The organism is Halorientalis salina (genome assembly GCF_005049285.1).
GTDB lineage: Archaea > Halobacteriota > Halobacteria > Halobacteriales > Haloarculaceae > Halorientalis > Halorientalis salina.
The window spans coordinates 639,723-665,505 of sequence record NZ_SOSC01000001.1 but is presented as its reverse complement, the minus strand read 5'-3'; the positions used below and the strand labels follow the sequence as shown (position 1 = coordinate 665,505).

General features: G+C 64.1%; 31 protein-coding genes and 1 tRNA gene. 9 read left to right on the top strand and 23 right to left on the bottom strand.

Annotation, left to right across the window (positions count from 1 at the left end; genetic code table 11):
* Nucleotides 1-12: 12 nt before the first annotated feature.
* The 4 genes from E2481_RS03485 to E2481_RS03470 form a co-directional block, all read right to left on the bottom strand.
* A complete protein-coding gene (locus E2481_RS03485; protein WP_136715726.1) occupies nt 13-1,683 on the bottom strand; it encodes a HEAT repeat domain-containing protein in 1,671 nt (556 codons plus the stop codon).
* A 182-nt stretch (nt 1,684-1,865) separates the two neighbouring features.
* A complete protein-coding gene (locus E2481_RS03480) occupies nt 1,866-2,369 on the bottom strand; it encodes a hypothetical protein (RefSeq protein WP_136715725.1) in 504 nt (167 codons plus the stop codon).
* Between the two features lie 261 nt (nt 2,370-2,630).
* Nucleotides 2,631-3,326: a protein sorting system archaetidylserine synthase gene (locus E2481_RS03475; RefSeq protein ID WP_136715724.1), complete on the bottom strand. Its 696-nt coding sequence runs from the start codon at nt 3,324-3,326 to the stop codon at nt 2,631-2,633.
* 66 nt (nt 3,327-3,392) lie between these two features.
* Entirely contained in the window at nt 3,393-3,668 is a 276-nt protein-coding gene (locus E2481_RS03470; protein WP_136715723.1) for a hypothetical protein, read from the bottom strand.
* A gap of 88 nt (nt 3,669-3,756) precedes the next feature.
* Here E2481_RS03470 and E2481_RS03465 point away from each other — a divergent pair, with 88 nt between their 5' ends.
* Nucleotides 3,757-4,275, top strand: a complete 519-nt coding sequence (locus tag E2481_RS03465) for a plastocyanin/azurin family copper-binding protein (protein ID WP_136715722.1) — start codon at nt 3,757-3,759, stop codon at nt 4,273-4,275.
* Between the two features lie 4 nt (nt 4,276-4,279).
* On the opposite strand, the gene E2481_RS03460 is transcribed toward E2481_RS03465, so the two are convergent.
* The 4 genes from E2481_RS03460 to E2481_RS03445 are packed head-to-tail and all read right to left on the bottom strand — an operon-like array spanning nt 4,280 to nt 6,788.
* On the bottom strand, nt 4,280-4,933 hold the full coding sequence (locus E2481_RS03460; protein WP_136715721.1) for a 30S ribosomal protein S3ae: 654 nt from the start codon (nt 4,931-4,933) through the stop codon (nt 4,280-4,282).
* Nucleotides 4,930-5,160 (bottom strand): KEOPS complex subunit Pcc1, encoded by a 231-nt coding sequence (locus E2481_RS03455; RefSeq protein WP_136715720.1) that lies wholly within the window; start codon nt 5,158-5,160, stop codon nt 4,930-4,932. Before E2481_RS03455 ends, E2481_RS03460 begins: the two co-directional genes overlap by 4 nt.
* Complete coding sequence (locus tag E2481_RS03450; protein WP_136715719.1) at nt 5,157-6,326, bottom strand: hypothetical protein; 1,170 nt, start codon at nt 6,324-6,326, stop codon at nt 5,157-5,159. The genes E2481_RS03455 and E2481_RS03450 overlap by 4 nt, the downstream gene beginning before the upstream one ends.
* Nucleotides 6,327-6,788, bottom strand: a complete 462-nt coding sequence (locus tag E2481_RS03445) for a 30S ribosomal protein S15 (protein ID WP_136715718.1) — start codon at nt 6,786-6,788, stop codon at nt 6,327-6,329.
* A 350-nt stretch (nt 6,789-7,138) separates the two neighbouring features.
* On the opposite strand from E2481_RS03445, the gene E2481_RS03440 reads away from it, so the two are divergent.
* The gene (locus E2481_RS03440) at nt 7,139-8,746 is read left to right on the top strand and encodes a DUF7289 family protein (RefSeq protein ID WP_136715717.1); all 1,608 of its coding nucleotides are present in this window, start codon (nt 7,139-7,141) and stop codon (nt 8,744-8,746) included.
* A 280-nt stretch (nt 8,747-9,026) separates the two neighbouring features.
* Here the strand turns inward: E2481_RS03440 and E2481_RS03435 are convergent, their stop codons facing one another.
* Genes E2481_RS03435 through E2481_RS03415 form a run of 5 tightly spaced genes read right to left on the bottom strand, consistent with a single transcriptional unit; the run spans nt 9,027 to nt 12,558 of the window.
* Complete coding sequence (locus E2481_RS03435; protein WP_136715716.1) at nt 9,027-9,803, bottom strand: DUF7289 family protein; 777 nt, start codon at nt 9,801-9,803, stop codon at nt 9,027-9,029.
* Nucleotides 9,800-10,264: a DUF7266 family protein gene (locus tag E2481_RS03430; protein WP_136715715.1), complete on the bottom strand. Its 465-nt coding sequence runs from the start codon at nt 10,262-10,264 to the stop codon at nt 9,800-9,802. The genes E2481_RS03435 and E2481_RS03430 overlap by 4 nt, the downstream gene beginning before the upstream one ends.
* On the bottom strand, nt 10,257-11,285 hold the full coding sequence (locus E2481_RS03425) for a DUF7261 family protein (RefSeq protein ID WP_136715714.1): 1,029 nt from the start codon (nt 11,283-11,285) through the stop codon (nt 10,257-10,259). Before E2481_RS03425 ends, E2481_RS03430 begins: the two co-directional genes overlap by 8 nt.
* The gene (locus E2481_RS03420) at nt 11,273-11,854 is read right to left on the bottom strand and encodes a DUF7288 family protein (RefSeq protein WP_136715713.1); all 582 of its coding nucleotides are present in this window, start codon (nt 11,852-11,854) and stop codon (nt 11,273-11,275) included. The genes E2481_RS03425 and E2481_RS03420 overlap by 13 nt, the downstream gene beginning before the upstream one ends.
* Nucleotides 11,855-11,856: 2 nt before the next feature.
* Nucleotides 11,857-12,558, bottom strand: a complete 702-nt coding sequence (locus E2481_RS03415) for a DUF7287 family protein (RefSeq protein ID WP_136715712.1) — start codon at nt 12,556-12,558, stop codon at nt 11,857-11,859.
* A gap of 257 nt (nt 12,559-12,815) precedes the next feature.
* On the opposite strand from E2481_RS03415, the gene E2481_RS03410 reads away from it, so the two are divergent.
* A tRNA-Ala gene (locus tag E2481_RS03410) sits at nt 12,816-12,887 on the top strand.
* 158 nt (nt 12,888-13,045) lie between these two features.
* Here E2481_RS03410 and E2481_RS03405 read toward each other — a convergent pair.
* Both E2481_RS03405 and E2481_RS03400 read right to left on the bottom strand, forming a co-directional pair.
* Nucleotides 13,046-13,429, bottom strand: a complete 384-nt coding sequence (locus E2481_RS03405) for a DUF5789 family protein (RefSeq protein WP_136715711.1) — start codon at nt 13,427-13,429, stop codon at nt 13,046-13,048.
* Nucleotides 13,430-13,640: 211 nt separating this feature from the next.
* Nucleotides 13,641-13,856 (bottom strand): hypothetical protein, encoded by a 216-nt coding sequence (locus tag E2481_RS03400; protein WP_136715710.1) that lies wholly within the window; start codon nt 13,854-13,856, stop codon nt 13,641-13,643.
* Between the two features lie 93 nt (nt 13,857-13,949).
* Here E2481_RS03400 and E2481_RS03395 point away from each other — a divergent pair, with 93 nt between their 5' ends.
* Nucleotides 13,950-14,630: a carbonic anhydrase gene (locus E2481_RS03395; protein WP_136715709.1), complete on the top strand. Its 681-nt coding sequence runs from the start codon at nt 13,950-13,952 to the stop codon at nt 14,628-14,630.
* Nucleotides 14,631-14,713: 83 nt separating this feature from the next.
* Here the strand turns inward: E2481_RS03395 and E2481_RS03390 are convergent, their stop codons facing one another.
* From E2481_RS03390 to E2481_RS03375, 5 genes are all read right to left on the bottom strand, one after another.
* Complete coding sequence (locus tag E2481_RS03390; RefSeq protein ID WP_250137710.1) at nt 14,714-15,523, bottom strand: formate/nitrite transporter family protein; 810 nt, start codon at nt 15,521-15,523, stop codon at nt 14,714-14,716.
* Between the two features lie 307 nt (nt 15,524-15,830).
* On the bottom strand, nt 15,831-16,223 hold the full coding sequence (locus E2481_RS03385; protein WP_136715708.1) for a type II toxin-antitoxin system VapC family toxin: 393 nt from the start codon (nt 16,221-16,223) through the stop codon (nt 15,831-15,833).
* On the bottom strand, nt 16,220-16,372 hold the full coding sequence (locus E2481_RS18535) for a hypothetical protein (protein WP_169302360.1): 153 nt from the start codon (nt 16,370-16,372) through the stop codon (nt 16,220-16,222). Before E2481_RS18535 ends, E2481_RS03385 begins: the two co-directional genes overlap by 4 nt.
* A gap of 95 nt (nt 16,373-16,467) precedes the next feature.
* Nucleotides 16,468-16,773 (bottom strand): chorismate mutase, encoded by a 306-nt coding sequence (locus E2481_RS03380; RefSeq protein WP_136715707.1) that lies wholly within the window; start codon nt 16,771-16,773, stop codon nt 16,468-16,470.
* Nucleotides 16,731-17,582 carry a shikimate kinase gene (locus tag E2481_RS03375; RefSeq protein WP_136715706.1) on the bottom strand — a complete coding sequence of 284 codons (852 nt, stop codon included), beginning with the start codon at nt 17,580-17,582 and terminating at the stop codon, nt 16,731-16,733. Before E2481_RS03375 ends, E2481_RS03380 begins: the two co-directional genes overlap by 43 nt.
* 135 nt (nt 17,583-17,717) lie before the next feature.
* Between E2481_RS03375 and E2481_RS03370 the strand changes: the two genes are divergently transcribed.
* Together E2481_RS03370 and E2481_RS03365 are read left to right on the top strand one after the other, a co-directional pair.
* On the top strand, nt 17,718-18,194 hold the full coding sequence (locus tag E2481_RS03370; protein WP_136715705.1) for a DUF5796 family protein: 477 nt from the start codon (nt 17,718-17,720) through the stop codon (nt 18,192-18,194).
* A complete protein-coding gene (locus E2481_RS03365; protein ID WP_136715704.1) occupies nt 18,191-18,568 on the top strand; it encodes a DUF2237 family protein in 378 nt (125 codons plus the stop codon). Before E2481_RS03370 ends, E2481_RS03365 begins: the two co-directional genes overlap by 4 nt.
* Before the next feature lie 593 nt (nt 18,569-19,161).
* Here E2481_RS03365 and E2481_RS03360 read toward each other — a convergent pair.
* Nucleotides 19,162-20,157: a DUF5784 family protein gene (locus tag E2481_RS03360; RefSeq protein ID WP_136715703.1), complete on the bottom strand. Its 996-nt coding sequence runs from the start codon at nt 20,155-20,157 to the stop codon at nt 19,162-19,164.
* A gap of 100 nt (nt 20,158-20,257) precedes the next feature.
* Here E2481_RS03360 and E2481_RS03355 point away from each other — a divergent pair, with 100 nt between their 5' ends.
* Together E2481_RS03355 and E2481_RS03350 are read left to right on the top strand one after the other, a co-directional pair.
* On the top strand, nt 20,258-22,171 hold the full coding sequence (locus tag E2481_RS03355; RefSeq protein ID WP_136715702.1) for an ABC transporter ATP-binding protein: 1,914 nt from the start codon (nt 20,258-20,260) through the stop codon (nt 22,169-22,171).
* A 243-nt stretch (nt 22,172-22,414) separates the two neighbouring features.
* Nucleotides 22,415-24,382 carry an AMP-dependent synthetase/ligase gene (locus tag E2481_RS03350; protein ID WP_136715701.1) on the top strand — a complete coding sequence of 656 codons (1,968 nt, stop codon included), beginning with the start codon at nt 22,415-22,417 and terminating at the stop codon, nt 24,380-24,382.
* Nucleotides 24,383-24,394: 12 nt separating this feature from the next.
* Here the strand turns inward: E2481_RS03350 and E2481_RS03345 are convergent, their stop codons facing one another.
* Nucleotides 24,395-24,874: a redoxin domain-containing protein gene (locus tag E2481_RS03345; RefSeq protein ID WP_136715700.1), complete on the bottom strand. Its 480-nt coding sequence runs from the start codon at nt 24,872-24,874 to the stop codon at nt 24,395-24,397.
* A 90-nt stretch (nt 24,875-24,964) separates the two neighbouring features.
* On the opposite strand from E2481_RS03345, the gene E2481_RS03340 reads away from it, so the two are divergent.
* On the top strand, nt 24,965-25,204 hold the full coding sequence (locus E2481_RS03340) for a glutaredoxin family protein (protein WP_136715699.1): 240 nt from the start codon (nt 24,965-24,967) through the stop codon (nt 25,202-25,204).
* On the opposite strand, the gene E2481_RS03335 is transcribed toward E2481_RS03340, so the two are convergent.
* The gene (locus E2481_RS03335; protein ID WP_136715698.1) at nt 25,205-25,624 is read right to left on the bottom strand and encodes a cupin domain-containing protein; all 420 of its coding nucleotides are present in this window, start codon (nt 25,622-25,624) and stop codon (nt 25,205-25,207) included.
* Between the last annotated feature and the right edge of the window lie 159 nt (nt 25,625-25,783).

The following is a 25,783-nucleotide window of genomic DNA, read 5'->3' as shown; positions in this document are numbered from 1 at the left end:
GCCGTCACCCGATCAGGCTGCTGGCTCGGTCGCCGCCTTCTCGGCTTCGACCTGCACGATGTAGGCCGCGTCGTCGGTGTACTCCGTGACGACCTCGCGGGCCCGTTCCGTTCCGATCGTGTTGAGCGCCCACGCGGCGCTGGCACGCACTTCGTCCCTGTCGTCGCCCTCGAGGACGTCGGCCAGCGGCTCGATGGCGCGCGTGTCGCCGATGAGACCCAGCGCCCGGGCGGCCGTGCTGCGGACCTCGGGGTTGTCGTCGACGAGCTGGTCGGCGACGGTCTGGGTCGACTCCTCGCTGCCGATGGCACCGATGGCCCGGAGCGTCGTCTTCCGGAGCGCCACGTCGCCGCCCTCGACGAACTCGGTGATCGTCTCTAAGATGCGTTCGTCGCCGATCTTGCCCAGGATTTCGATGGCGTCCTGGTTGCGTTTGTTCGCCAGCGGCTCCAGGTCCTCGTAGGCCTCCGGCGGGGCGATCCGCCGCAGCGAGTCGAGGACGTTCTCCTCCATGAAGTCCGAATCGAACGTCTCCAGGCCGAGCAGGATCATCTCGATGGCCTCGCTGTCGCCCGCCCGGTAGGCCTTCTCGTGGAGCTTGATGGCGTTCCACTCGGCCGGGAAGTCCTTGCGGTTCTCCGACTCCAGGGGTTCGTAGAACCCCTTCCGGTCGAGTTGGTCCCGTACCGAGAGGTCGGTCCACTCCTCGGCGGCGTCGAGTTCCTCGGTGAGCGTCTCGGCTGCCGCGAGGAGCGTCTCGATGGTGTCGTCGTCCTCGTCGGCGTCCAGATCGGTTTCCTCGACGATCCCTCGTACGTCTTCGAGCGCCGCCGCCAGGTCCGCCGGACTGTCGCTGTCCGCCTCGAAGGTCTCGACGAACTCGCTGCCCGCCACGTCGAGGAACTCCTCGACGGCGATCGCGACGTCATCGGTACCCGTGGGCGTCCAGTCGCCGTCGGTCAGCGTCCCCTCGGCGGTTTCGATCTCCTCGGCGACGTCCTCGGCGTACGGACCGCGCCTTCCTTCGACCTCGCCGCGGAGGTCCTCGATCCGACCGAGCAACTCCTCGTGAGCCTCGGCGTCCTCGGGCACCTCAGAGGCCTCGATGTCGCTCTCGACGTCGTCGAGTTCGGCCTCGATGTCGTCGAGTTCGGATTCCAGCGTCGCCTCGTCGAGTTCGGCTTCGATCTCGTCGAGTTCGGCCTCGTAGTCCCAGACTGTGGGGTGGTACTCCTCGGGAACTTCGCCTTCCAGGTCGCTGATGCGGGATTCGAGCGTCGCGTACTCGTCGGCGTCCTCGGGGACGTCCGAGTCCTCGAGGTCGGACTCGACGGCCGCGAGGTCCGCCTCGACGGCGTCGATCTCGTCGGCTGTCTCGACGGTCTCGATTTCGCTCTCAACCTCGTCGAGCCTGTCCTCGAATGTCCCTGCCTGTGGCAGCCACGCCGGCGGGAGTCGGTTGCGTGCTTCCTCGATCCACTCCTCGAGCGTCTCGTACTCGTCGCTGTCGGCGGGTACGTCGGACGTCTCGAGCGTGTTCTCGACGTCGTCAAGTTCCTCCTCGATCTCGACGATTTCCTCCTCGGTCTCGACGTCGTCGACGCGCTCGATGACCGCGTCGAGTCGAGTGCTGAGGTCCTCGACGACGGGTCGCCAGTCCGGCTCGTCGTCCCCGATAAACATACCTAGTCCTGCGCGAGTCCCCACAAAAGGTGTTTCCTTTCCACTTTTTACTTCGTCGGGTTCGAGTCGCGGCAAAGCCGCGCTCGAACCACTCCTCGCAAAAACTGGACTAAAACATGCTCCAGACTCGCTACGCTCGCCTGGAGTGAACCGCCTCCCTTCGGTCGGCGGATGCTCCCACCTTATTCGGAATCCGACGCGTCACAGGGGTTTTCCATGTACGTGGGACTGATTCCGATCGCGGCGTTTTCGGTCTCGGCGAGACTCCCGATCTTGACGACGGCCCCGATACAGCCCGGGTCTTCCTGACTATCGCCGTAGTACCGGTCGTAGTCCTTTCCCGTAACCGTATACTCCCGGGAGCTGGATTCCCGATCACCGGACTCCTCGACGTGGTGCGCGTGAATCGTATACTGGCCCCGTGTATCGGACCACGACGGTTCGATTATCGTGCCACGCGTGCCGTTTTCAGCGTCGATTGCGGCCAGGGAGTGCTCCCGGTCGATGAGATCGTCCTCACCGCGAACCACTAGCAGGCGAATCCGGTTCGGCACGAACGAGGAGTTGATGACTTCGATCTTTCCGAGGACGGTCCCCGACTGGCCGAACCCGGGGACGGATGAACACCCCGCGAGCGTAACGCTTCCAACTGTCGCCAGGCTTTTGAGTGCGGTGCGACGGTCCATGTGCTAGCGTGACTGAACAGCTGATGCGGACAGGGATTGCTTGGAGGGCATAGTACGTCTACGCAGATGGTGATAGCCCTCCGATAAGTATTTTTTCTGTACTGAGTACCGGCATCCCTGACGCTGCCCGCCGCGGGTCACTGAATCGGAGCCTGTGGCCGAGTTAGACCCTTTCGCCCATGCTTTTCGGGGCTCACGAGACGGGTCGGGTCTCGTGAGCAAACCAGAACGTGTAGCATTCTGGCGAGGAAAAAGACGCCCTCACCGCAGATACCGCCGGTAGAACCACGGGCCGATGAGGTAGAGGACAGCCATGAACAGCAGGGCGCGCGGGAAGACGCGATTGAACGCGGTCGGCGCGATGATCGCTCCGAGCTGGATGACCGCCATCCCGAGGACGTGGCTCACCTTCAGTTCGGGGTACTCGATGGTGGTGACCATCAGATAGGTGAAGATCGCGGTGAGGCCGACGAGCAGGGCTGCTCCCTGGAAGCCGGCGAGGTAGACGACGGCCAACAGCGTCGCGGCCAGCGTCGTCTGGACGCCCTCGGTCGAGTCACTCCCGATGTCGTAGGCGGTGTACATCCCCAGTCTGACGACGCCCGAGCCGACGAACAGGGCAGGAATTACGAAGGCCGCCGCGAGTTTCAGCGGCGGGTCGGCGGCCGTCAGGGTCAGTCCCCACTCGGTGCTGGCGACGCTGAACACGAAGACGGCCGGCGCGACGCAAAAGGAGGCCACGTCGGCCAGCGAATCGATGAACTCCCCGACGGGTGTCCCGCCGTATTTCGCGGCGATGACGCCGTCGAGTCCGTCGGTGCCGGCGGCCAGCAGGATGAGCCGCGCGCCCAGGCTGGGGTCGATGGTGGCGGCGACGGCGGCCGCAAAGCCCAGCGCTGCGTTGGCAACGGTCATCGCGTCTGCCGGTCCCAGCCGGCCGACGAACCGCGGCTGCATACCACCCGGTCCGACCACCGCCGTCTTAGTCCGTTCGATACTGGGCCGTCCCCGAACGAGTCACCGTCACCCGATCAGGAGCATGAGACTGGTCACGATGAATCCAAAGCCAGCGACGGTCCCGAACACTGTCACCAGCCCGAGCAGTGGCCGATCGCGGTCCGCGTCGAAGCCGTAGCCCCGCCCCGCGAGCGTCGCGACGCCGACGGCGGCGAGGACGAGGCCGAGTCCGACGCCGACCGGAGCCAGTCGCGGAATCTCCACTCGGAGCTGGCCTATTGCGATGGCGACCACGACGGCCGCCAGCGCCAGCGTCCCGTAGCCGAACGTATCCGTTCCCATACTCGTCGATGGGTGACCCTCCGACAAAAGTCCGCCTACTCCGGGTGAAACCGCGCGACATTTGATGGTCGAGTCCTGACAGCCGACCATGGACAGACGAGCCTTCCTCGCGACGGTCGGCGGGAGTACGGTCGCGCTCGCGGGCTGTCTCGGTGCCGGTGGCCCGACTGACAGCGACGACCACGACATCGGTATGTCCTCCTCGGCGTTCAAGCCCGACTCGTTCGCCGTCGCTCCCGGCACGACCGTCGTCTGGCGGAACACGAGTTCCCACGCGCACACGGTGACCGCCTACGAGAGCGGGATCCCCGACGAGGCCGACTTCTTCGCCTCCGGCGGCTTCTCCTCGTCCGAAGCCGCCCGGGAAGGGTGGCAGTCGGGCACCCAGGGGTCCATTCACGGGGGCGAGACCTTCGAAAACGAGTTCACCGTCCCCGGCACGTACAACTACTTCTGTATCCCGCACGAACCGAACGGGATGACAGGCGTTATCGAGGTGACCCAGGACGCGACGCGCACACCCGAAGGTGGCCGGGTGACCGTCACGAACGCGACGACCGCAAAGAACGCGAGTTCTGAATCGGCGACCGAAGGCGACGGCGAGTAACGCGTTACTCCTCGTCGGCGCCTTCGACGGCGACGTCCTCTTCGTCGACGTCGACGCTGACTTCCTCTTCTTCGGCGACTTCCTCGGGGTGGGCTTCGAGGGTCGTCTTCTGGACCTCGACGCGCCGGACGGGGTAGATCAGCTTCGCCTCGTTGTAGATCGCACTGGAGATGCGACCGGAGACGACGCTGTCGACCAGGTCCTTGTAGGTGCGCTCGCTGGCCGCTTCCTCGACGATGTCGATCATCTCGCGCCGGATGGCCTTCTCCTGGCTCTCGTCGGCGGATTTGGTCGTGAGTGCGACCGGCTGGATCTGCAGGCGGTAGTCGTCCGTCGTCAGGACGGTGATGAACGCCTCGATCTTCGAGGAGCCGCGGCGGACCAGGCTCCGCTTGTAGTCCCGTGTGAGTTCGTACTTCAGGAACTCGGTGTAGGCGGACTTGCCCGCGACCTCGTTGACCTGGAATTTCAGCTTCTTGTTGTTCTCGCTGGCGTTGTTCTGTAAGTCGCCCAGCGTCGTTTCGATGGTCCGTCCGAGGACCTGTTCCGATTCCTCTGCGGGCGTGGTGCCGAGTTCCTCGCGGTCGAACATCTCGGGTGCGAGTACGTCGTACCACTGCTTGCCCTGCTTCTGTCGTGAAACTGATCGTTCGCTCATGATTGTGTCGTGTCTGTCAGCTCGTCTGCAATCGATAGGTTGACCACGTAGTCGTCGACCGTCGCGTGGAGTCCACCTGTCGTCTCTCGCTCGATGTCCGTCCGAACCGTCTCGCCGTCGACCGTCGTCTCCATCTCCGCGGTGTTGTCCGGGGTCAGGGCGGCAGCGACGCGCGTCGCCCGCTCGGCGTCGTCGTGGGTCGTCGTGATCGTCGCTCGCCGCGTCATAGTGCCTCCCTGAACGCCATGATGAGGTCCGACGTGTCGGTCTCGAAGGTCGCCTGCGCGCCGTGGCTCGTCGCGCCTGCCCGGCCGTCGACGGCCGCGGCGGCCGCCTCCATCGTCGTCGCCAGGTCCCGACCGTCGGTCGCCGTGGCGGCGGCCCGACCGTCGGTGACGAACAGCGCGACCGGTTCCGGCGACCGGAAGTCGCCGAGCAGTCGCGCGACCGTGCCGACGGGGACGTCGCGCACGTCGCTGACGCCGAGGTCTTCGACGCCGCCGCGTGCGACGAACAACCCGTCGTAGCGCCCGGTCGTCGCCGACCGGAGCGCGCGATGGGCGCGGTCGCCGTGGGTTCGCCAGGCCGACAGCGCAGCCTCGCGTGTGTCGTGACCGAGTGCCAGCGCGACGCCGGTGCCCGGTTGCTCGCGAGCGACGGCGTCGAGGACGTCTCCGTAGCCCTCGACCGTCGCGAACGGGCCGTCGAGTGCGTGCGGACGTAGCGCCCGCTCGACACGTTCGGCTCCTCGCGCTGTCGCGGACTCGGGTTTGACCGTCCGGATAGCGACCGTCGACGCGAGACGCCGGCGGTCGTCCGCTCCCAGCTCGTCGGCCGACTCGGGTACTCCGAGTTCGCGGAGTACCTCGTCGGTTCGGTCCGCGTCGCCCGAAAACGGCGCGTGGACGAGCGTGCTGTGTGCCAGGCCGTCGGCGACGTTCCCTGTCGGGATCGCGACGCCGGGCTGTTGCACTGCGCCGGCTTCGGTGGCGCCCTCGAGCAGGTCGCCACTCGGCGTCGCCGGTGCGGTCGTCGCACCGGCCAGTGCGAGTACGGGGTCGCCGGTGCCGGCGAGTTCCCTCGCGGCGGCGTTGGCGATCTCCGAAAGCGGCGTCGCGCCGCGTTCGATCGAGCGATCGGCCGTCGCGGTCGCGTGTCCGATGGTGACGGTGAGGTCTGCCTCCGTCTCGCGGGTGGTGTCGGCCGCCGGCGCGACGACGCTGGCCTGGAACGGCCGGTCCGTGGCGTCGAGGGCGCGGGCGAGGACACCAGTCGCTGCCAGCGCGTCGCCGTCGGCGGTGGCGACGAGGCGAACGAAGTCGGCGTCGCGGCAGGCGGCGGCGACGTCGCTCGCGGCAGTGGTTGGCCCGGCGGGACGGTCGGCTGTGGACATCTACAGGAGTTCCTTGGCGGTGTCGTAGGAGTACGTGAAGTCGGCGTCGATCTCGTCACCGCGGTAGTAATCGACCAGGCGACGGATCTTCGACTGGGTGTTCTGGAGTGCGCGCTTGTTCTGGTGGTCGGTCGGGTTCTCGTCCATGTGCTCGCGCAGGCGGACGGCCCGCTCCATCAGGTTGTGCAGGTCCTCGGGGAACTCCGAGTCGGCGTCGTTCTCCTCCAAGATCTCGGTGATCTTCTTGCCGGTCGCCAGCTTGACGTCCGGCACGGGCGTTCCCTGAACCCCCTCGTCACGGAGTTTGAGTCCGATGACGCTCGGGTCGTGTCCCTGTTCTGCTAGTTCGACGACGCGCTCCTCGATGGCGGCATCGTCGACGTCGCTCCACTCCGGCGGCTCGTCTGCCACGGGTTTGTCCGAATCGGACGACCCGCGGCGGCGTGTGTGCATTCGTGCCATTGTTCTGAAATTGGAACCGCATCGACCGCTGTCCGGCGCGGGTCCGGCTGGTGCTGCTGGCTGGTGGGCCAGCCCGCAAACCGGCGTTTCGCCGAAACACTACCGCAATCCCAAGCCGCGGAAAGGTCGGTGACTCGGGGCCAAGGCCCGGGAGCCACGCAAAGCGGCGAGTCGGAGTTGCGGCCGTGCTGTTCCCAGTTCAACGTCCTCCTTGGGACACTAAACGGTTGCTACTCGCGACGGCGGGTCGACTCCCCCTCGCCCGAAGATCGACGGCCTCGGGTCGAATGGTAAACCACTCGATAGTTGGCCAGTGCGCTTATATTAGAACCTTCTAAATGTGACCTATCATGACTGTAGGCGGGGTCCGCCGGTGGCTGTCGGGAGACTCGCGTGGCCAATCGAGCCCGATTGGGTACCTGCTCGTCATCGCAGTCGTGCTTGCCGGCACGATCACTATCGTCGCGCTCGGCACGTCGGCGCTGGATTCGACGCGTGAGCAGGCGGAACTCCAGCGGGCCGAACACTCGATGACGCTGTTCGATTCGCGGACCGCGATGGTCGCACTGGGCGCGTCGAACACCCAGACCATCTCATTCGGGCAGGACAGCGGGTCGTTCACGACCGACCCGGAATCCGGGTGGATCGCCATCGAGCACCACAACTATTCGGGCGGCGAGAACGTGGAGGTAATCTACAACGAGTCGCTGGGTCGGATGCTCTATACGAACGGGAAGACAGAGATCGCGTACCAAGGCGGTGGGGTCTGGCGGAAGGACGGGCAGGGCGACGCGCTGATGGTCTCACCGCCCGAGTTCCACTACCGCCGGGCGACCCTGACGCTCCCGATCATCCGGGTCCGGAGTGACACCAAAGGGTCCAGTACGGCCAAGGTGACTGTGAGCCAGAAGGGTCCTGAAGCGCCAGTGTATCCGAACCAGACGACCAGCACGAGCAACGGGACTGGGGCACCGTACGACTACGAGGACGATCCCGCACAGTACGAGAACCCCATCGAGAACGGGACCGTCTACGCCTGGGTCCACAGCGACTACTACGAGGGGTGGGCGGAGTACTTCCGCCAGCGCACCACCGGGAACGTGACAGAATACGACCACAACCAGACGGTCCGGCTGGAACTGGTCTCCTTCGGCGGTGCACCCGGGACCGTCGCACCGCTGCCGGATCCTGGCGGCGACATCGAAGCCGGTGGCGTCGGCGAGGGGCATCCGTTGAAGGAGTTCGACGTGTCCCTTGACGTCGACAAAAGCGATCCTCGCTTCTCGTTCTACGCGACCGAGGACGGCAAGGAGTTCGAGATCTACGTCTACTCGGACGTCAAGAACAATCCGTGTCCGGATCCGGACGGCAAGGTCTACGTCGGTGTCTACTACCACGATGGTGATGGGACGACGAACTACGAAGCGTTCGAGAACCGCACGGCCATCGACCCGGACCAGGCGTCCTGGATGGACTGGGACTGTAGCAGCGACGCCAAGCTCAACATCGACTTCCTGAACTCCAGGCAGATGACCTACGACAAACTCGGCAAGGACGGCCACGTCGACCCCGGCTTCACTAGTAAGCTGGAACCCAGCAGCGGTACCGCAGACGATTCGACGCTCGGGAACAGGTGGGCGTTCAACGACCACATCCGGGAGGAGGGGAGCTGGTCGCTGAACAGCACGGCCAAGTGGGATCAGCACTCCCCGACTGTCACCGACGAGCCCTCGAGCTACACCCAGGGCGACGAAGAGCAGATGGACGAGGTCATCAACCACTACTTCCAGTTGATGGGGCCTGACGTCGATCTCATCGTCAAGGGCGGCCCGGGCACGAGTGACCGCATCCAGGAACCGACCTCCAGTGCATCGCTCGATTACGAGGAGACGAAAGGCACGGAGTTCATCGCGTTCCTCCACGTGACCGAAAACGACGTCCAGGTCGATTTCGAGTGAGCGCCACCGCTTTCTAGAGTGACCGGTCGCGCCCGGTCGTGGGATCTGGCCGAGAAACAGCGCGTCGCTGCCCACGCAACTGACTTCGGGCAGCAGGCATCGCCAGTCCAATCGTCCGAACGGTCGTCGGGCAGCAGGCATCGCCTGTCCCGTCGTCCGAACGGTCGTTGACCTCCTCACAGATGGTGACGACGCTACAGCGTATGCAGCACGAACGCTCACCAGTTCACGGTCGGGGTCTGTAGCCAGTAGCGCGGTAAGACTGTAGTCCTGGGAGCTGTCAGCGCTCCAGTTCGACGTTGACGCCGTTGACCGTGACGTACATCTCTTTGGGCGCATCCAGGGTACAGCTCACGCGCTCTCGACCCGTCTCCTCGTCTATCGAGCAGGAGTTGGTGATCGCTTTCCGTTCGAAGTACTGCTCCCAGACGCCGGCCCGTGACGACGTGATGTTGATCTTGACTTCGTCGTAGCTGTCGTCGACGCCGGTGAGGACGCTACTAGACGACCGTTCCTGGTTGCCCCGGACCCGGACCGTCGTGCCGCTCAGACTCTTCGGGTTATCGGTCCGGGTCTTGACGATCGTCAGCAACATCCTGTCATCCTGGAGGACGAACGGCGGTTCGTTGACCATCACACCGCTCTCCCGGTCGGCCCGGACCACTGCCCCCAACGAGTAGGCGATCTCGGTCTCTGCGCTCTGTGTGGACCTCCAGAGGACGGGTCGCGACTGGACGTTCGTGATCGTCTCCAGGTCACCGCTGCTTTTCTCCTCCCCGCTGACGTTGATCCGGACGCTCGTCGCCGTGTTCATCGTGGCGTCATCGAGGCTGACCTCCGTCGCCCGGTGGGGCGCTCCCTCCTGATAGATGTCGGCCATGTTGTCGGCCAGCACGTCGAACGCCCGCTCGGCGTTGTTGATCTGTTCCGCGTTACGGGCGTCCTGCAGTGTACTCAGTCCGCTGACGGAAACGATGGCCACCGTGGTCGCGACCAGTCCGAAGACGAGGATGAAGCCGATGACGTCGGTCACCGCTCGCTCGTCACGGCGGATCATCCGCTACCACCGCCGCTGACGAGTTCCAGCTCACCACTCTCCGTCTGGTTGATGCGGAGCCGCCCGCCGTTTATCGAGGTCTCCTGTATGACCGTCTCGTTGACGAGGTCGACCCTGACGCGCACATCGGGGTTCCTCGTGGTGAGGATCAAGTGTGCGTCCGCTGTCGCCACGACCTCGATGTCGTAGGTGCCACCGGCGACAGTGTCCGGCATGTCCCGTTCGAGCGTGACCGACGAATTGTCCTCCGTCGACTGGGCGAGTCGGTCCGCCGTCGCGACGTCGGCGGCCACCTGTTGGCCGATGACGCGCAGTTCCGTCCGGATGGCGCTCTCGCGCTGGTCGTTGACGAACGCCCCGCCGGTTATCAACAACCCCGTCATGAGGATGACGCTGATGCCGAGTCCCAACGCGTAGTTGAGCGTGATGGCCTGTCCGCGGTTGGTGGGCCGGTCAGTCATCGCTCTCACCCGGGACGACCCGTGCGTCCGTCTCGTACACCATGCGCTGTTCCTCGTAGTCGACGAGGATCTTCCCACCCCAGATCGCCTTGTCGAGCACCGGCGGCCCGGCGGTGACCGTACTGTTGTAGTGTGTGGGGTCGAGCGCGCTCTGGTTGTTCACCATGAGCCGATAGGTCCCGTTTATCTTGTCACCGTTCCAGTAACTGATGTCGTAGACGCCTCCGGTGTTCTCCGCGAACCGCAGTGCCCGGCAGTCCTCGCCGCTGACGGTACCCGCCGAGACGTTGACCCAGAAGTGCTCGACGCCGTTCGGGACCGTACACGTCGGCCGCTGGTCCCCGTCAACGACGACAGAGAGGACGTACTCGGAACCGGAGCCGATCAGGTCGGCGTCGTCGTGGAACAATTCCATCTTCCAGGTCTTCGCCGGCGATACCGACCGGTCTCGGGCGACGACGGTAAAGTTGTCCAGGTCGCTTCTCGTCTCTCCTGCCGCGAGGTCCCCGGTGTCCGCGAGTGCATCGGGGTCAGTCACGTTCATGCGGAACCGCCGGGTACCCTCGGTGTCGTTGACAAGCGTCCAGCTGGGGTCGCCGTTCGCGTCGGTGAAGTTCTTGTTCTCGACCGAGAACGTCTGGTTGATCCAGGTCCCCTTCTCGGTGGCCACGAGCGTGGTGTTTATCGCCTGTCCGTTGACGTTCTGGTACTCGCGGGCGAACTGTGTCGTGTTGCTGACGCCGACGCGTATCTCGTCAACCAGATCCGAGTAGGTGTCCGCTTCACTCGCGTTGTACTCGTTGACGTAGGTCATGATCTGGGCCGTCCCGTCGACCATGTCGGATTTGACCTTCACGGCGTCGGAGGCCTTCGCGGACTCGCTTCGCGTCGCGAGGTTCTCCGTGTAGATGACTGAGTTCAACACGAGCGCGAGCGCCACGAACGATACTGCCAGTGCGAAGGCGGTCACCAGGATGAGCTGGCCCCGACTTCGGCGATTCTCGTTACTTAGATGCGCCATACAATCACCTCCACGCGGACGACGTTGTACACCGGACTGTCAGTGGTGACGTCGTTAGACATGTACGAGTCGCGCACCGAGGTACCGGACCGAGCTCCGGTCTCGTTGTACAACCGGGCATCGTCGGTTATTACGACGGTCCGCGCCGACATCACGGCGTTGTCGCTGGGCTCGCCCTGGTGGACCATCAGCTGTTCGGCAACGTTCCCACTCGCCGTCCGGTAGTAGATCCTGACGTTGTACGCGATCCCGCGCTCGCCGAACTGGCGTTCGAGCTTCTCCCCGAACTCGTTGGGCGGTGCGTTGACCGTGTAGAACTCCTCGGACGTCGTCCCGTTGAAACTCCCGTCAGTTTCGTTCCAGAACAGCACGGCCCGACGCAGTGCGCCGCTCTCGACCGCGCTGGCCAGGACCCCCTCCGCGCTCGCCTGCTGCTGGTTCTCGATGTGCTGACTGGAGGTACTCGCCGATAGCGGCGTCACTGCCGTCATCTGTAAGGCGAACACCACGCTCGTCAACAACAGGAGCGCGCCGACGATCGCCTCCAGCGTGTGCACCTGTCCTCGCATCGTCACCACACCTCCACGATGAGCGCCACGTCGACCTTCTCGGTCGAGTTCGCGCTCTCGTTGATCGAGATGACGCGCCGCGCGGTGACGGTCGCGTCCGCCTGCTGGGGCGGCGTCGACCCAATCGCCAACTGTGTATCACAGCTCTGTGATGCGTTGCTCTGTTCGACGAGCAGGCCCGGGTCGTTCCCGTTTTCGTCCCAACAGAGGATGCCCTCCTGCCCGCCGTTCGCCGAGAGGTTCCCCTGTACGGAGACGTTGACCAGTCGCCGGTCCTGCACGCCGATTCGCTCCTGTAACGTCGAGCCCGTGAACCGGCACTCGCCGTGCCCTGGCGTCCTGTCCTCAAAGAACGCGATGGTACAGCTCGCGTTCACGACGTGTGGACTCGACGGGTCGCCCAGCAAGCCCTCCGAGAGCTGGTCACCGACCCGGTTCGAGGTGACGATGTTGTCCTGTGCCCCCTTGGTGAACGGTTCCAGCGACCCGGGAATGAACAACAGCACGGCGATGAGGATGATGAGAAAGACGCTCATCCCGGTCGCGAAATCCAGCGTCGTCTGCCCACGCCGTCGGCCCTCGTCGGATGCCACCACGGACCGACCGTTCGAATCGAGCCCGGACCCGCCGCTCGACCCTCGTTCTTCGCGCGGCTTCTCGGCCGAGTCCCCGTCGATCGGCGGTGAAGGCGTCTCCCCTGTCACTGTCTCTGATCGTCCTGCGACTGGCAACCTGTTCGACGAACCGCCGACCCCGTCCTCAGCATACGTGTTTGTCACCAGATATCCGGCGGTACCAAATATATCGTTTGTGGCCGAATCCCGGACGGAGCGGACTCTTACACCATATATTAGTTTTGGCCGCTGATTTGATAGGACTGGGAGCCGGGCTCCGTTCGGGGTGGTGTCGGCGGCTGGCTTCGATGGGTTTAAGAAAACCCACCGGAAAGCGAGAAGTGCGCGGGCTCGTAGATCAGCGGTAGATCATCCCCCTGGCACGGGGAAGGCCCCGGGTTCAAATCCCGGCGAGTCCATTTCCTTCCCTCGCTACGCTCGGTCGGTCAATGGACTCGCCGACCTCCCACTCGCTCCGCTCGCGGGAGTCCCGGCGAGTCCACAGTTGCTGTCGCTCGCAAACTCGCGAGCGACGGAATTCTGTTCGGTCGAGACGGGGCTTGGGCTATTGTAGCTTTCACTCCAGCGGGTCGCTCCGCTCGTCCTCGTCTTGTAAGTCGTCGAGCGCGCGCTCGTCGTTGTACTCCTCGGGACCGGCTTGTTCACCGGTGAGCTCGTTGAGGACGGCCTCTTGAGCCTCGGCGGGGGATTCGAACCGTACGTCGGTGAGTCGGTCGAACACCGAGCCGAGCGACTCGGTTTCGTTCGGAAGGTCGACGGTCTCGTCGGCGTACTCGACGGCGAGTTCCTCGCTCGTGGTGGGATATTTGTCCGCCTCTAGCATTCCCACCTCGCCGAGCATGTCTTCGACCGACTCCGTTCGGTCGTGCTGTCGGTCTCTAGCTCGCTCCTGTACGCGCTCGTGATCGGGGTCCGGCCGGGAACTGTCCTCTGGTACCATCACGGGGCCTACCGGAACGGTCCTGAAAGGTCCCCCGCTGACGGGGAGTATGTCGACCGCGTCCGGCATGTGGATGGAACGCTTCTGAGGGAATTACGCTAGCAGTGGGGACGGAGCTCGGGGCTGTCTCATACGGACTGCTGTACGTCGTTTCCGCGTCAACCGCCCGACATCGGGCGGGCGTCGCGGGAAACAGTTACAGCAAACCGTATCACTCCTCGAGCAGTCCGAGGTCCTCGGCGACGAGGTCCGCGACCTGATCGGCGATGTCCGGGTCGACCTGCGCGACCTGGTCTCCGTCGTGTTGGTTGTCGTTGTGGCGCTCCAGCGTCGTCGCCAACTCCGACAGTGGCACGCGTGTCGTGGTCTCACACTCCGCACAGACGATCGGGACCGTCGCTTGCTCGTCGCTGGATTCGTCAGTCATTGTCCGCCGGTTGCGTCGCGAGCGATAAAACCCGGTCGAATCGCGACCGTCTGAACCATCGGTACTAATTCGGTGAGTCGTCTCTAGTCGAGCATGCGCCGAACGCTCGTCGAGTTACTCGCGGGAAACGCTGCCCACGCCGCCGAGTTCCAATCCCGGTTCGATGACGTACAGGAGTCCCAGCGACCCGACGTGGTCACGGTCTGTTGTTCGGATTCGCGCGTCCTCCAGGATCACATCTGGGGGAACGACTGGCCCGGACACGTCTTCACGTGTGGGAACATCGGCAACCGCGTCGTCCAGCGGACCGAGGCCGGCGACGCCGTCTCCGGTGATGTCCTCTATCCGGTCGAACACACCGGCACCGAAACCGTCGTGGTCGTCGGCCACACGGGGTGTGGCGCAGTCACGGCGACGTTCGACGAGTTGACGGGTGGAATCGACGAACCCGCCGGCATCGAACACTGTATCGGGCTGTTGAAACCCTTCCTCGAAGCCGGCGTCGAATCGCTCCCCGATGGCCTCGACCGGGCGGACGCGATCAACCGACTCGTCGAGTACAACGTCGACAGACAGGTCGAGTTCCTCAGAGAGAGCAACGACATACCAGAGGCCGTCGACGTGGTCGGCGTCGTCTACGACTTCCAGGACGTGTACGGCGGGCGTCGCGGGGAGGTCCACGTCATCAACGTCAACGGTGAGACTGCCGTCGATACACTGCGAGACGACCATCCGGACATCGACGATCGGATCGACAGGCTCTGGGAGTACTGACCGTCCCGTCCCAGCGCCCTGGGGGCTATATTTCAAGAGCAAGTCGTCGAGGGAGCACAGTCGATGCCAACGGCACAGCCCGCTCAACTGCCACCGCGGACGACGTGACCGTATTTCAACAACCCGACGAACACGACCCCACCGACTACGTTCCCGGCTGTCGCCAGTGCGAGGAAGGTCCCATAGTCGGCCAGCGAGACGCGCGGCGAGACGAACAACCCGAACAACACCTCGACGTTGCCAGCAATCGAGTGTGGGAGATGGAGAATCCCGATCGACGCGGTGACCAGCCAGATGATGAGCAGGCGGCTGATCGTCTCCTGCGCGGCGGTGATGAGCCAGGCCAACAACCCCATGAGCCAGCCGGCGAGGATCGCAGCGACGAACAACCACCCGACGTCGTGGTCGACCAGCTTGTGCGCGATGGTTCCGAACGCCTCCGGCGAGGCGACGCCGAGATTCGGCATCAGGGTGACGACGAACGCCGTGAATATCGCACCACCCACAATGTTTCCGGCCCAGACGATTCCCCAGAGCCGAGCTAACGCGCCGAGGGACGATCGATCGTCGAGTACTGGCATCACCGCCAGGGTCGTGTGTTCGGTGAACAACTCCGAGCGGGCGATGATGACGAAGATGAACCCCACTGCGTAGGCGCTGGCCAGGAGGAGTTCGACCCCGACGTCGCCGTACCCGCCCGCAGTGAGGGTCAGGAGGACTGCCATCAGCAGCGGCCCGAACCCGATGTCCAGTCCCGCCGAGAACCCCGACAGGAAGAGACCGCCCGTCTCGCGTTCCATCTCGTGTTGGCCGTCTTCGATGAGCGATTTCAGCACCTCAGTGGATGGGGTTTGCTCTTCGGACGCCGATACTGCTTGCTCTGATTCCCCCACGCTACCTGTCTCCCGGGAACGTTTCGCTGGATGTCCGTTTCTCGGACCGAACCATACCGAGTCATACGGGACCGAGGTGGAAGAACTGTGTGTCACAGGTCATCACATGTCTCGAATCGTACGTTCCTGCGGTCACGGTCAGGAGAGTACGAGCGGAAAATTCGGCTGCGTCGCTCGTTGGTGAGTAACTGTTGGAACAGGGCACCGCTCAGCGTGATTCGCGCTGTTCGACCTTGTTCAGGTAGTCAACTGGTGTAACAGAGACAACACAGAGTGCCGCTATCTGCGTAAATCCTCAGATGCCACTCTATTCCCTCAACTCGGTTGGCGAGACGGCACCGTTCTCCAGTAGTTCGCCATCGAACGTGACCAGCGTGGCGTCGATATCCTCGGCGAGAGCGAGGAGAACGCAGTCGAGCGTGTACAGTAACGTGTCTTGTTGGAGACTGTACGCCGAAATCTGGTCGCTGATTTCCGGCGCGTAGATATCAACGCGTCCGTAGATATCCGACAGTACCTCCTCGACTCGCTCTTGTTCCACGCGCTTCTTTTTCGTCAACACTGACCGAATCTCCATGAGATTGAGAATCGACGTGCAGAAATCGTGATTCTCGTTCAGCAGTTCAGTCGCTACGTCACCGCGACCCGGCTCGTCTGTGATGCTGGCGATGAAAACGTTCGTGTCGACGAATACCTTCATCGACGTTCTCGCGCTTCGCGCACCGCCTCCACGGAGTCGATGTCGACGTCAGCCAGTCGTCCCGACAGCAGGTCGCCGAGTTTGACCGCCGACTGGTCGTCCTCGTCGGTCGGCGTCGACCAATCCGGCGGCGTTGCGTAACTTCCCATATGGCTAGATAGAGGTGGTCGTAATAAATCAGTTTGGCCGGTCGCGTTCTCCGCCCGATTCGGTGGCGTAGGCGAGTGTCCGCGAGTGTGGCGTCCTACCGGCTCTCGCGCTGTTCGACCTTGTTCAACTCGATGAGCAGGCGGAAGACGGCCTTGACGAGGTTGGAATCGACGTCGAACTGCTCGGCGTTCTCGCCGGCCCGGTCCATGACCGCCTGTTCCTGCTCCTCGTCGGTCGTGGGGAGGCCCCGTTCGTCTTTCACGTCGGCGATCGCCTCCGCGACGTAGGTTCGCTGGGCGATCAACTCCACGATGTCCCGGTCGATCGTCCGGATCTCCTCGCGGAGTTCGTCCAGGCTCATCTCGTCCGTGCGCCGTCGGTCTGTGTTGTCGTCAACCATGTCGTACCCTCTCGTTCGCTCCAGATCGCTTCGATCCGCTCGAGGTCCGCTCGCTCGCCGATGGCCGTGAAACTCGGTCCCGTCCCGGACAGGGAGACGCCCGCTGCGTGGTCCATCGCCTCGACGAGCGGGTCGGTCGGGAATCCCAGTGCCGCACAGAAGGCGAGGCCGTTGACCGTCATCGCGCGCCCGTATTCGCCGTCGAGCGCCAGGTCGGCGACCAACTCGGCCATCGGGGCGATCTGCTTGCAGCGCTCGACGTCGGCGTCCGCCGAAAAGGACCGCTCCGGCGGCGTCCAGACGAGGACGTCCCAGTCGGGTTCGTCGCGGGCGAGCAACGCGTCGTCGGTGTTGTCGGTGACGGTGACGCCGCCGAGCATACTCGCGCTCGCGTCGTCGAACGCGCCCGTGATCGTGACGCCCACGTCCCGCGCGGCTTCGACGCCGAGTCGACAGGCGTCTTCTCGCGAGATCTCGTCGGTCGCGTCGAGCGCGTCGAGCGTCGCCAGCACCGTCGCGTTGGCGGCCGCGCTGGAACTTTTGAGGCCGGAAGCCATCGGCACGTCGCTCTCGGTCTCGACGGTGCCGCCCTCGCCGTCGCCGAACCGCTCGGTGACGAGTTCGACGCAGCGCTCGATGAGTCGCGTGTCCGCGTCGGGTGCGCCGTCGATGGTCCCCTCGACCCCGTCGGCGTCGGTCAACTCGACGGTCGCTGTGGTGTAGACGTCGATAGCGAACGCCGACCCGGTGCCGGTCGCCAGCGCGTTCAACACGGTCCCTGCTGCGGGTGCGTCTGCCCGACCTTCCATCGCATTCCTCTCGAATACCTCGATACTTACCGTTGATGGTTGCCGCCAGGTTCCCCGCAGGCCGCGCCCGCCCCTCGGCGCCCGTTGCCACCGCCAAAGAGAGCGCTTTTCCGCCCGCCACGGATAGAGTCGAGCATGACCATCCGCGAGGAGATCTCCCCGGACTCGCTGCCCGTCGAACTCCAGGCCGACGGTATCAGGGTCGAGTACAGGGACGGACGCTCGGTGTACTACCGCGGCGTTCCGGCCAAGCGCGAGGAGAGCGTTCGAACGGCGCCCGGCAAGGACGTCCACGTCCTCGTCACCGACCCGACGGAGACTGAAGGCGTCCTCACGTACGTGAACGACCAGAAAACCAACGACGACATCCTCAGGGACTCCGGCGTCGGTCGCGTCCTGCTCGACACGGTCGAGGAGACGACGGTGTTCCCGGGCGTGTCGGTCGAGAACGACAAACACCGCATCACCGTCGAGGCGAACCTGGAGACCGTCGACGGTCGCGTGTTCGTCTTCGAGGAAAACGAGATGGGCGAACGCTCCTACGAGATCGTCCCGGCCGGAGAGATCGAGGGGAGTGACACGAGCGACGAGAGCAGCGAGAGCGACACATGACCGACGACACGAACGTCCTCGGCGGCCAACTGCTCCCCTGCAGCAAGGACCCAGTGACCGGGTGGGAACGCGACGGCTGCTGCCGATCGAATCCCAGGGACACCGGCCGTCACGAGATCTGTGCCGTCATGACCGAGGCGTTCCTCGAATACAGCAAGGCGCGGGGCAACGACCTCGTCACGCCGCGCCCGGAACTGGAGTTCCCCGGCCTGGAGCCGGGTGACCACTGGTGTGTCTGTGTCGACCGCTGGCTCGAAGCCGAAGACGACGGCAAGGCCCCGCCCGTCGTGCTGGAGGCGACCGCTGAGTCGGCGCTCTCCAGCGTCCCGCCGTCGACGCTGCGCGAGTACGAGTACGACGGAGACGAGAGCTAATTTCGAATTTCGGCGACGCTGACTGATCTGAATGGCTCTTACCGAAGACAGCGAAACAGCGCCATCTGTTCAGAAGTTGTCGGGTATCGCGGTGCGACACATAGAGGATCAAGTCAGCATGGAGCCCACCTTCATTTTACGCTCTTTCGAATGAATCGGCTGCTCACCGCGTGTGCGGATTGACCGATCACTCGTTCACCACTCGCTTTTTGTAAATAAGATATGCTAACGGACTCATTAGAAGATAAATGAGTGCGGTCATTCCCAAAAATAGCTCGCTAGAATCTATTGCTAAACTGTAAAATAAACCGAGTCCAACAAGAACATATGCTGCTGCGAGTGCCCAAATTATCCTCGTCATACATAGTGAGTGGTTGCCTGTTAAAATAATGATTGTGTAGCCTTTGCTCTGTACTGACTGAATTTGACGACCCCGATTCTCGCTGTGTCACGTGCTGCATACGCGCTTTGTACTGACCGAATCAGACGACCCCAGTTCTCGGTTTGCGACGTGCAAGATACCTGCCATCTTGCACGATAACCTCTGACGAGTTCACCAGTTCGACAGCTATGCCACTGAGTTACGAAAGAGCCTACTGAATCCCGTCGGGCAGGCCGATGGGGACCGACCCCTTCGTGTAGCCCTCGAAACTCCCGTCGGGACGCGCCCGGAAGACCACGGCGGGCCGGTGTCTCACGTCCGGCCGTGCGTCCAGGAGCGTGGCCCAGTCGTCGTCGGCGAAGGAAGAACAGTCGACGAACAGCGTGACGCCGCCGTCGTGGGCCTGTAGCTGGCCGCTGGTTTTGGTCTCGGCGGTCTCCCGAATCGAAGCGACCGGTGAGGACGCCGACCGCCGCGAGGGCGGCCGGGGTCTGGTCACTTCGACGAGCCGTCCCGTGCCGTTGCTGTCGGCCCGGAAGTCGATGGAGTGGCCGGTCGTGACCTCGATCTCCGGCGTGACCTCGTGGCCGGCGTCGTCCAGCAGTCGGGCCACGGTGAACTCGCTCATGGCCGACCGCATCCGATCGAGGTTGAGCTGTTCGCTGGTGCCGAGTTTCCCCGCCATCTCGTAGCGGTCGTCGAACAGTTCCCGGCCGAGCAACTCCTCGTAGTACGCCAGCGCCTCGTCGGCGTCGGCGTCGGGGAACCCCGCTGCGTGGTCTTTGAGAAACTCCCTGCTCGTGTGCCGGCCGTCCTTCGAGAGCAGCACGGGGAGGAAGAACCACGAGATGTTCGGGTAGGCTTCGAGCCACGGGGACTCGTCGTGCAACTGGGCGAGCAGTTCCCGCTCGGCCCAGTCTGCGACCCCGTCGGGGATTTCCTCGAACGTGTACTTCTCGGTACGCCAGAGCGTCTTCGGGGTTTCGGTGTTGCCCATCCAGAAGGCCACGTCGTCGGTCCAGCAAAAGAGGGCCGTGTCGCCGTTGTCCATCTCTAGCCGGCAGGCTTCGTAGGCGTCTGGGGGTTTGTACCACGTGCGTCGCTTGGTCGCGCCGAACTTCGATTGCAGGGGCTGGAGGAGTTCCGAGCGGACGCGGCCGTCGGTCCAGCGCTCGGTGGACCGTCGAAAACGGAGAGGCTTCGCCACACCCTCCCTATGCAGCCGAACGATATACCTCTTATGCGACCGACCCCTCGTACAGTCCCGTTTCGGTCGATATTCAAGGCTGGAACGGTTGGGGAGTGACATGGCCGACGAACACGGCGGGTTCGAGAACGTCCGGGAGAACGTCGACGGCCACCCGATGTGGAATCTGCTCTCCTACGCTCGCCCGAACTGGCTGGTCCTCGCGGTCGGCGTGGTCGCGTCGTTCGTGACGCGATTCGCCCGTCTGGTGCCCCCCATCATCGTCGCGACGGCCATCGATCGGGTCGTCCTCGGGTCCGGTGACCCCGGGCTCCTGGCGACTGCCGGACTGGTCCCCGAGGGAGCGATCGCCGGCGAGGCGGCGCGGCTCGCCCTGCTGGAACGGCTGGTCGTCATCGCCGCACTCGCCTACCTGATACGGTCGGCCACCCGGTTCGTCTCCCGGTATCTCATCCAGTCGGCGGCCCAGAAGATACAGCGCGACCTCCGGAACGACACGTACGACCACCTCCAGCACCTCTCGATGGGATTCTTCGCCAACCATCAGACCGGCGGGATGATGTCCATCCTCAACAGCGACATCAACCGCCTGGAGAAGTTCCTCAACACCGAGTTCCGCCAGATGATTCGGGTCGTGGCCACCGTCGGGGGCATCGCCGTCGTCCTGGCGACGTACTCGCCGAAACTCGCACTCATCGCGCTGGCTCCGGTCCCGCTCATCGGCCTGGCCAGCGGGCGGTTTCTCACCTGGATCGAACCGCGATACAAGTCCATCAGGGAGACCGTCGCCCGGCTCAACACTCGTCTGGAGAACAACCTCGGCGGCGTCGCGGTCGTCAAGGCGTTCAATCGCCACGCGTTCGAGCGCGGCCGGGTCGCCGACCAGAGCCAGACCTACCACGACGAGAAGGTCGGTGCCCTCCGCATCCGGCGGGCCTTCTTCGCGACGCTCCGGCTCCTGACGGGCGTGGTGTTCGTCCTCGTCCTCTACGTCGGCGGCCGCGACATCATCCTCGGCAATCCCGGCGCGCTCTCGACTGGTGCCTTTGCCCTCTTTTTCCTCTATCTGCGCCGCCTGTACTCGCCGATGCGCCGGGTCGGGAAGTCGGCCAACAAGTACCAGCTCGCCAAATCCAGCGCCGAGCGCGTGTTCGGCCTCCTGGGTCGAGCCCCCGACGTCACCTCACCTGCGGATCCGCACGTGCCGGATTCGGTGGACGGCGACGTGACCTTCGACGACGTGACCTTCAGCTACGAGGCGGACCACGATCCGGTGCTTCGGGGCGTCTCGCTCGACGTGACCGCCGGCGAGACGATCGGCCTGGCCGGGAGTACCGGTGCCGGCAAGTCCACGCTCGTCAAACTCGTTCCACGGCTGTACGACGTGGACTCCGGAGCTGTGCGCGTCGACGGGACCGACGTTCGCGAGTACGACCTCCAGGCGCTCCGCGAGGAGATCGCCATCGTCGAGCAGAACCCGTACCTGTTTTCGGGCACCGTCGCCGCCAACATCGCGTACGGCGACGGGGCGGCACTCGATGCTGAAACCGCCGCGGGCGACACCGATATCGAGACGCGAGACCGGGTCGTCGACGCCGCCAAAGCCGCGGAGGCCCACGAGTTCGTTCGGGACCTCCCCGACGGCTACGACACCCAGGTCGGCGAGCGTGGGATCAAGCTCTCGGGCGGCCAGCGTCAGCGCATCGCCATCGCCCGCGCACTGTTGAACGATCCCAGCATCATCGTCTTCGACGAGGCGACGAGCGACGTGGACACCGAAACCGAGGACCTCATCCAGGAGAGCCTCGACCGACTCATCGACGAGCGCACGGCCTTCGTCATCGCTCATCGACTTTCGACGATCAAGGACGCCGACCGGATCGTCGTCCTCGACGACGGCGAGATCATCGAGACGGGCACGCACGATCAGTTGGTCGAGAGCGACGGCGAGTACGCCGGCCTCTGGGACGCGCAGGCGGATCGAGACGGGTCGGCCGCAGTCGGGGACGACTGACGGCGCCGGGAGACTCAAGTGGGTGCGCGACGAGCGACAACCGATGACACTCGTGGTCGATATCAGCTGTCCGTCCTGTGATCGGACCCGGCCAGTTCGGAAGGTGGCGATCGGGACGTATCGTTGCGGGGATTGCGGTCGCGAGTTCTCGCGGGCAGATGTCCTACCTTCGTAGGTATGAACGCGAATCGCAGTATAAAGATTCCCGAAGCTATTATTAGGTTCCTGTAATCTGTCCTGGTAATGGGATCGACGGAGGAACTGCTGGCCGCGGAGGCTGAGTACACCGACGACATGACGGGGGAAGGGACGTTGCCGGAACTGTTCGCCAAGAGCGCCGAGCGTCACGCCGGTGAGCCAGCCCAGCAGTACAAGGGCGGGGTGTACCACCGGTCGCTGACGGACGATATCGTCCCGTCGCCGCCGGCCGACGAGTTCGCGCTGTTGACTTACGAGCGGATGCACGACATCGTCAAGAACCTGGCGGCGGGCTTTCGGGAACTCGGCGTCGAACACGGGGACCGGGTCGGGATGTTCGCCAACACCCGGATGGAGTGGGCACAGGCCGACTTCGGTCTGCTCAGCGCCGGTGGCGTGGTCTCGACGATCTACACGGAGTCCTCGCCACGACAGGTCCGGTATCTGCTCGACGACCCCGGCGCGATGGGCGTCGTCGTCGAGAACGAGGAACTGCTGGCCCGGGTGCTGGGCGTCGAGGACGACCTCGACCTGGAGTTCATCGTCATCATGGACGACGTGGACATCTACGAGGAACGCGACGACATCCTCACGCTGGAAGAGGTCCACGAACTGGGTGTCGAGAACTTCGAGCAGTCGGCCTACGAGTCCTGGATCGACGAACAGGACCCCGACGACCTGGCGAGTCTGATCTACACCTCGGGGACGACGGGCAAACCGAAGGGCGTGAAGTTGACCCACGCCAACTTCACGGCGAACTTCACGCAGATCCGCAAGCGGTTCGGGCCACGTCCGGACAAGGACCCCGACACGGCGGTGCTGGACTCACACGTCAAGACGCTTTCCTTCCTGCCGCTCGCACACGTCCTGGAACGAACTGGGGGGCACTTTACCATGTACTTCTCGGGGGCGACGGTCGCCTACGCCGAGAGCACGGACACCATCCAGGAGGACCTGCAGGCGGTCCAGCCGACGATGGCGACCAGCGTCCCACGGGTGTACGAACGCATCTTCGACGCCATGCGCGAACAGGCCGCCAGTTCGGACATCAAAGAGCGCATCTTCGAGTGGGCGCTGGAGGTCGGCCGGAAGTACGGCCGACAGGAGAACCCGAGCAACTCGCTGAAGATGAAGTACTACGCGGCAGACAAACTCGTCTTCCAGTCGGTGAAATCGAAGCTCGGCGGCAGTATCGAGTACTTCATCAGCGGCGGGGGCAGCCTCAACAAGGAACTCGCCGAGTTGTTCCGCGGCATGGGCTTAGAGATCTACGAGGGGTACGGGCTCACCGAGACCTCGCCGGTCGTCTCCATCAACCCTGCCGAGGACCCGCGACCGGGGACGCTCGGGCCGCCGATGCACGACATCGACGTCAAACTCGACGACACCGTCATCGGTCCCGACCGCAAGGAGAAAGCCGAGGGCGAGATCGGTGAACTGCTCGTCCAGGGCCCGAACGTGACCGAGGGGTACTGGGAGCGCCCGGAGGCGACGGAGGACGCGTTCACCGAGGACGAGAACGGACGCTGGTTCCGAACCGGCGATATCATCGAACAGACCGACGACGGGTACTTCGTCTACCACGACCGCCTCAAGCAACTCATCGTCCTCACGACGGGGAAAAACGTCGCGCCGGGCCCCATCGAGGACGCCTTCGCCACCAGCGAGCGCGTCGACCAGGTGATGGTGATGGGGGACAACGAGAAGTTCATCAGCGCGCTCGTGGTCCCGAACTTCGAGGCCATCGAACGCTGGGCCGACGAGGAAGACATCGCCATCCCGTCCGAGCAGATCGCAATCTGTGAGGACCAGCGCGTCCACGAGTGGATCGAGGAGGCCGTCGAGGACGTCAACGACCGGTTCGAGAAACACGAGCGGATCAAGACGTTCGAGCTGATCCCGATGGAGTGGACGCCCGAAAACGACATGCTCACCTCCTCGATGAAGCTCAAACGGCGGAACATCTTAGAGAAGTTCTCCGGGAAGGTCGACCGGATCTACGGCGACGACTGACGGCAGTCGTCGCTACAACGCCGCGACCGCGTCTTCAACGTCCTCGTGCGGTAGCGGGCCGATCCACTCGTCGGCGACGTACGCGAACTGTACCTCACGGTCCGGCGTTAGGACGAACACGGACCGCCACGGCGTCGACGTGTTGGCCATGTGGTCCCGATCCGTTTCGAGATCCAGCGCGTCGGTGACGCCGCCGTTCACGTCGGCGAAGAACTCGAACGCCGGCTCGTCGAGCCGACGGAGAAAGGCGTTCTGGGCGTATGGGCCGTCGCGGCTCACGCCGAGAACTGGCACGTCCTCGAACTCCTCCCAGCCGTACTTCTCGAAGCGTTTCCACCAGTTGCGTGCGATGGCGGAAAAGGCAAAGCCGGTGGCGACGACGACGCCCCCGCGGTCACCGAGTGCCTCGGACAACCCAGTCGACTGGAACGTCTCCCCGTCACAGAGCAACGCCTCGAAGTCGGGGACTCGCTCCCCTTCGGTCGGTGGCATACCCCGACAACTCCCGGGGGCCACAAAAAACTCTCCCCGGCGCGGCCGAGAGCCCCGATTACTTTACCCTCCGGGGACCTAGCGGTTGACATGGCACTCACACTCTACCGGCTCGAAGGCTGTCCGTACTGTGAACTCGTCGTCGACCGACTGGAGGAACTCGACGTCGACTACGAGAGCGTCTGGGTCGAGGGGCTGCACTCCCAGCGCGACGAGGTCCGCCGCGTCTCGGGTCAGCGGGCCGTCCCGGTCGTCGTCGACGAGGACCGCGGCGTCACGATGGCCGAGTCCGAGCGAATCCTGGAGTACCTCGACAAAAGCTACGCCTGATTATTCGTCGTCGATCTCCTCGTCGTCGATCCCGTGGGGGTCCAGTCCCGGGTCCTCCGTGGCGGGCGCGCCGACCGCGAGGACGACGCCGGTGTCGTCGCCGACGTACCGATGGCCGTGGCCGATTTTGGGTTCGGCGACCCAGAACGCGCCGGGACCGACTTCCATCGTCTCTTCTTCGCCGGAACGACCCATCTTCAGCGAGAACTCGCCTTCGATGGCGTAGTACAACTCCTCCTGTTCGGCGTGGGCGTGATACTGGATCTCCTCGCCCGGCTCGAAGTACCAGAGCGTGACGTGCATGTTACTAAGCCCCATCTGGCGGCCGATGGGCCGAATGTCCAGATCCGGCGGCACGTCCTCGATCTCCGAGAGGTCGGTTACCGGCACGTCCTCCGTGTCGATGACTTCGTAGTCCATAGCGGGGAAAGAGTCGCCGGCCCGTCTCTTAAGTGTGGTGGGGACTCACACGTTCTCCACCGCTCGATGTGCTCCTTCGTCGGCTTCGTGAGGGGGTTGAACGCGACGAAAAACAGGCCGACGGTAGCGAGCAGTCCGATTCGACGGACGCCCCATGCG

Excerpts from the sequence above, each read along its gene's own strand:
- E2481_RS03445 (WP_136715718.1), bottom strand. The coding sequence starts at position 6,788 with ATGGCACGAATGCACACACGCCGCCGCGGGTCGTCCGATTCGGACAAA.
- E2481_RS03465 (WP_136715722.1), top strand. The coding sequence starts at position 3,757 with ATGGACAGACGAGCCTTCCTCGCGACGGTCGGCGGGAGTACGGTCGCG.
- E2481_RS03450 (WP_136715719.1), bottom strand. The coding sequence starts at position 6,326 with ATGTCCACAGCCGACCGTCCCGCCGGGCCAACCACTGCCGCGAGCGAC.
- E2481_RS03380 (WP_136715707.1), bottom strand. The coding sequence starts at position 16,773 with ATGGTTGACGACAACACAGACCGACGGCGCACGGACGAGATGAGCCTG.
- E2481_RS18535 (WP_169302360.1), bottom strand. The coding sequence starts at position 16,372 with ATGGGAAGTTACGCAACGCCGCCGGATTGGTCGACGCCGACCGACGAG.
- E2481_RS03385 (WP_136715708.1), bottom strand. The coding sequence starts at position 16,223 with ATGAAGGTATTCGTCGACACGAACGTTTTCATCGCCAGCATCACAGAC.
- E2481_RS03475 (WP_136715724.1), bottom strand. The coding sequence starts at position 3,326 with ATGCAGCCGCGGTTCGTCGGCCGGCTGGGACCGGCAGACGCGATGACC.
- E2481_RS03435 (WP_136715716.1), bottom strand. The coding sequence starts at position 9,803 with ATGATCCGCCGTGACGAGCGAGCGGTGACCGACGTCATCGGCTTCATC.
- E2481_RS03440 (WP_136715717.1), top strand. The coding sequence starts at position 7,139 with ATGACTGTAGGCGGGGTCCGCCGGTGGCTGTCGGGAGACTCGCGTGGC.
- E2481_RS03480 (WP_136715725.1), bottom strand. The coding sequence starts at position 2,369 with ATGGACCGTCGCACCGCACTCAAAAGCCTGGCGACAGTTGGAAGCGTT.
- E2481_RS03345 (WP_136715700.1), bottom strand. The coding sequence starts at position 24,874 with ATGCCACCGACCGAAGGGGAGCGAGTCCCCGACTTCGAGGCGTTGCTC.
- E2481_RS03395 (WP_136715709.1), top strand. The coding sequence starts at position 13,950 with ATGCGCCGAACGCTCGTCGAGTTACTCGCGGGAAACGCTGCCCACGCC.
- E2481_RS03400 (WP_136715710.1), bottom strand. The coding sequence starts at position 13,856 with ATGACTGACGAATCCAGCGACGAGCAAGCGACGGTCCCGATCGTCTGT.
- E2481_RS03405 (WP_136715711.1), bottom strand. The coding sequence starts at position 13,429 with ATGGTACCAGAGGACAGTTCCCGGCCGGACCCCGATCACGAGCGCGTA.
- E2481_RS03425 (WP_136715714.1), bottom strand. The coding sequence starts at position 11,285 with ATGGCGCATCTAAGTAACGAGAATCGCCGAAGTCGGGGCCAGCTCATC.
- E2481_RS03460 (WP_136715721.1), bottom strand. The coding sequence starts at position 4,933 with ATGAGCGAACGATCAGTTTCACGACAGAAGCAGGGCAAGCAGTGGTAC.
- E2481_RS03430 (WP_136715715.1), bottom strand. The coding sequence starts at position 10,264 with ATGACTGACCGGCCCACCAACCGCGGACAGGCCATCACGCTCAACTAC.
- E2481_RS03350 (WP_136715701.1), top strand. The coding sequence starts at position 22,415 with ATGGGATCGACGGAGGAACTGCTGGCCGCGGAGGCTGAGTACACCGAC.
- E2481_RS03375 (WP_136715706.1), bottom strand. The coding sequence starts at position 17,582 with ATGGAAGGTCGGGCAGACGCACCCGCAGCAGGGACCGTGTTGAACGCG.
- E2481_RS03485 (WP_136715726.1), bottom strand. The coding sequence starts at position 1,683 with ATGTTTATCGGGGACGACGAGCCGGACTGGCGACCCGTCGTCGAGGAC.
- E2481_RS03365 (WP_136715704.1), top strand. The coding sequence starts at position 18,191 with ATGACCGACGACACGAACGTCCTCGGCGGCCAACTGCTCCCCTGCAGC.
- E2481_RS03340 (WP_136715699.1), top strand. The coding sequence starts at position 24,965 with ATGGCACTCACACTCTACCGGCTCGAAGGCTGTCCGTACTGTGAACTC.
- E2481_RS03355 (WP_136715702.1), top strand. The coding sequence starts at position 20,258 with ATGGCCGACGAACACGGCGGGTTCGAGAACGTCCGGGAGAACGTCGAC.
- E2481_RS03455 (WP_136715720.1), bottom strand. The coding sequence starts at position 5,160 with ATGACGCGGCGAGCGACGATCACGACGACCCACGACGACGCCGAGCGG.
- E2481_RS03420 (WP_136715713.1), bottom strand. The coding sequence starts at position 11,854 with ATGCGAGGACAGGTGCACACGCTGGAGGCGATCGTCGGCGCGCTCCTG.
- E2481_RS03470 (WP_136715723.1), bottom strand. The coding sequence starts at position 3,668 with ATGGGAACGGATACGTTCGGCTACGGGACGCTGGCGCTGGCGGCCGTC.
- E2481_RS03335 (WP_136715698.1), bottom strand. The coding sequence starts at position 25,624 with ATGGACTACGAAGTCATCGACACGGAGGACGTGCCGGTAACCGACCTC.
- E2481_RS03370 (WP_136715705.1), top strand. The coding sequence starts at position 17,718 with ATGACCATCCGCGAGGAGATCTCCCCGGACTCGCTGCCCGTCGAACTC.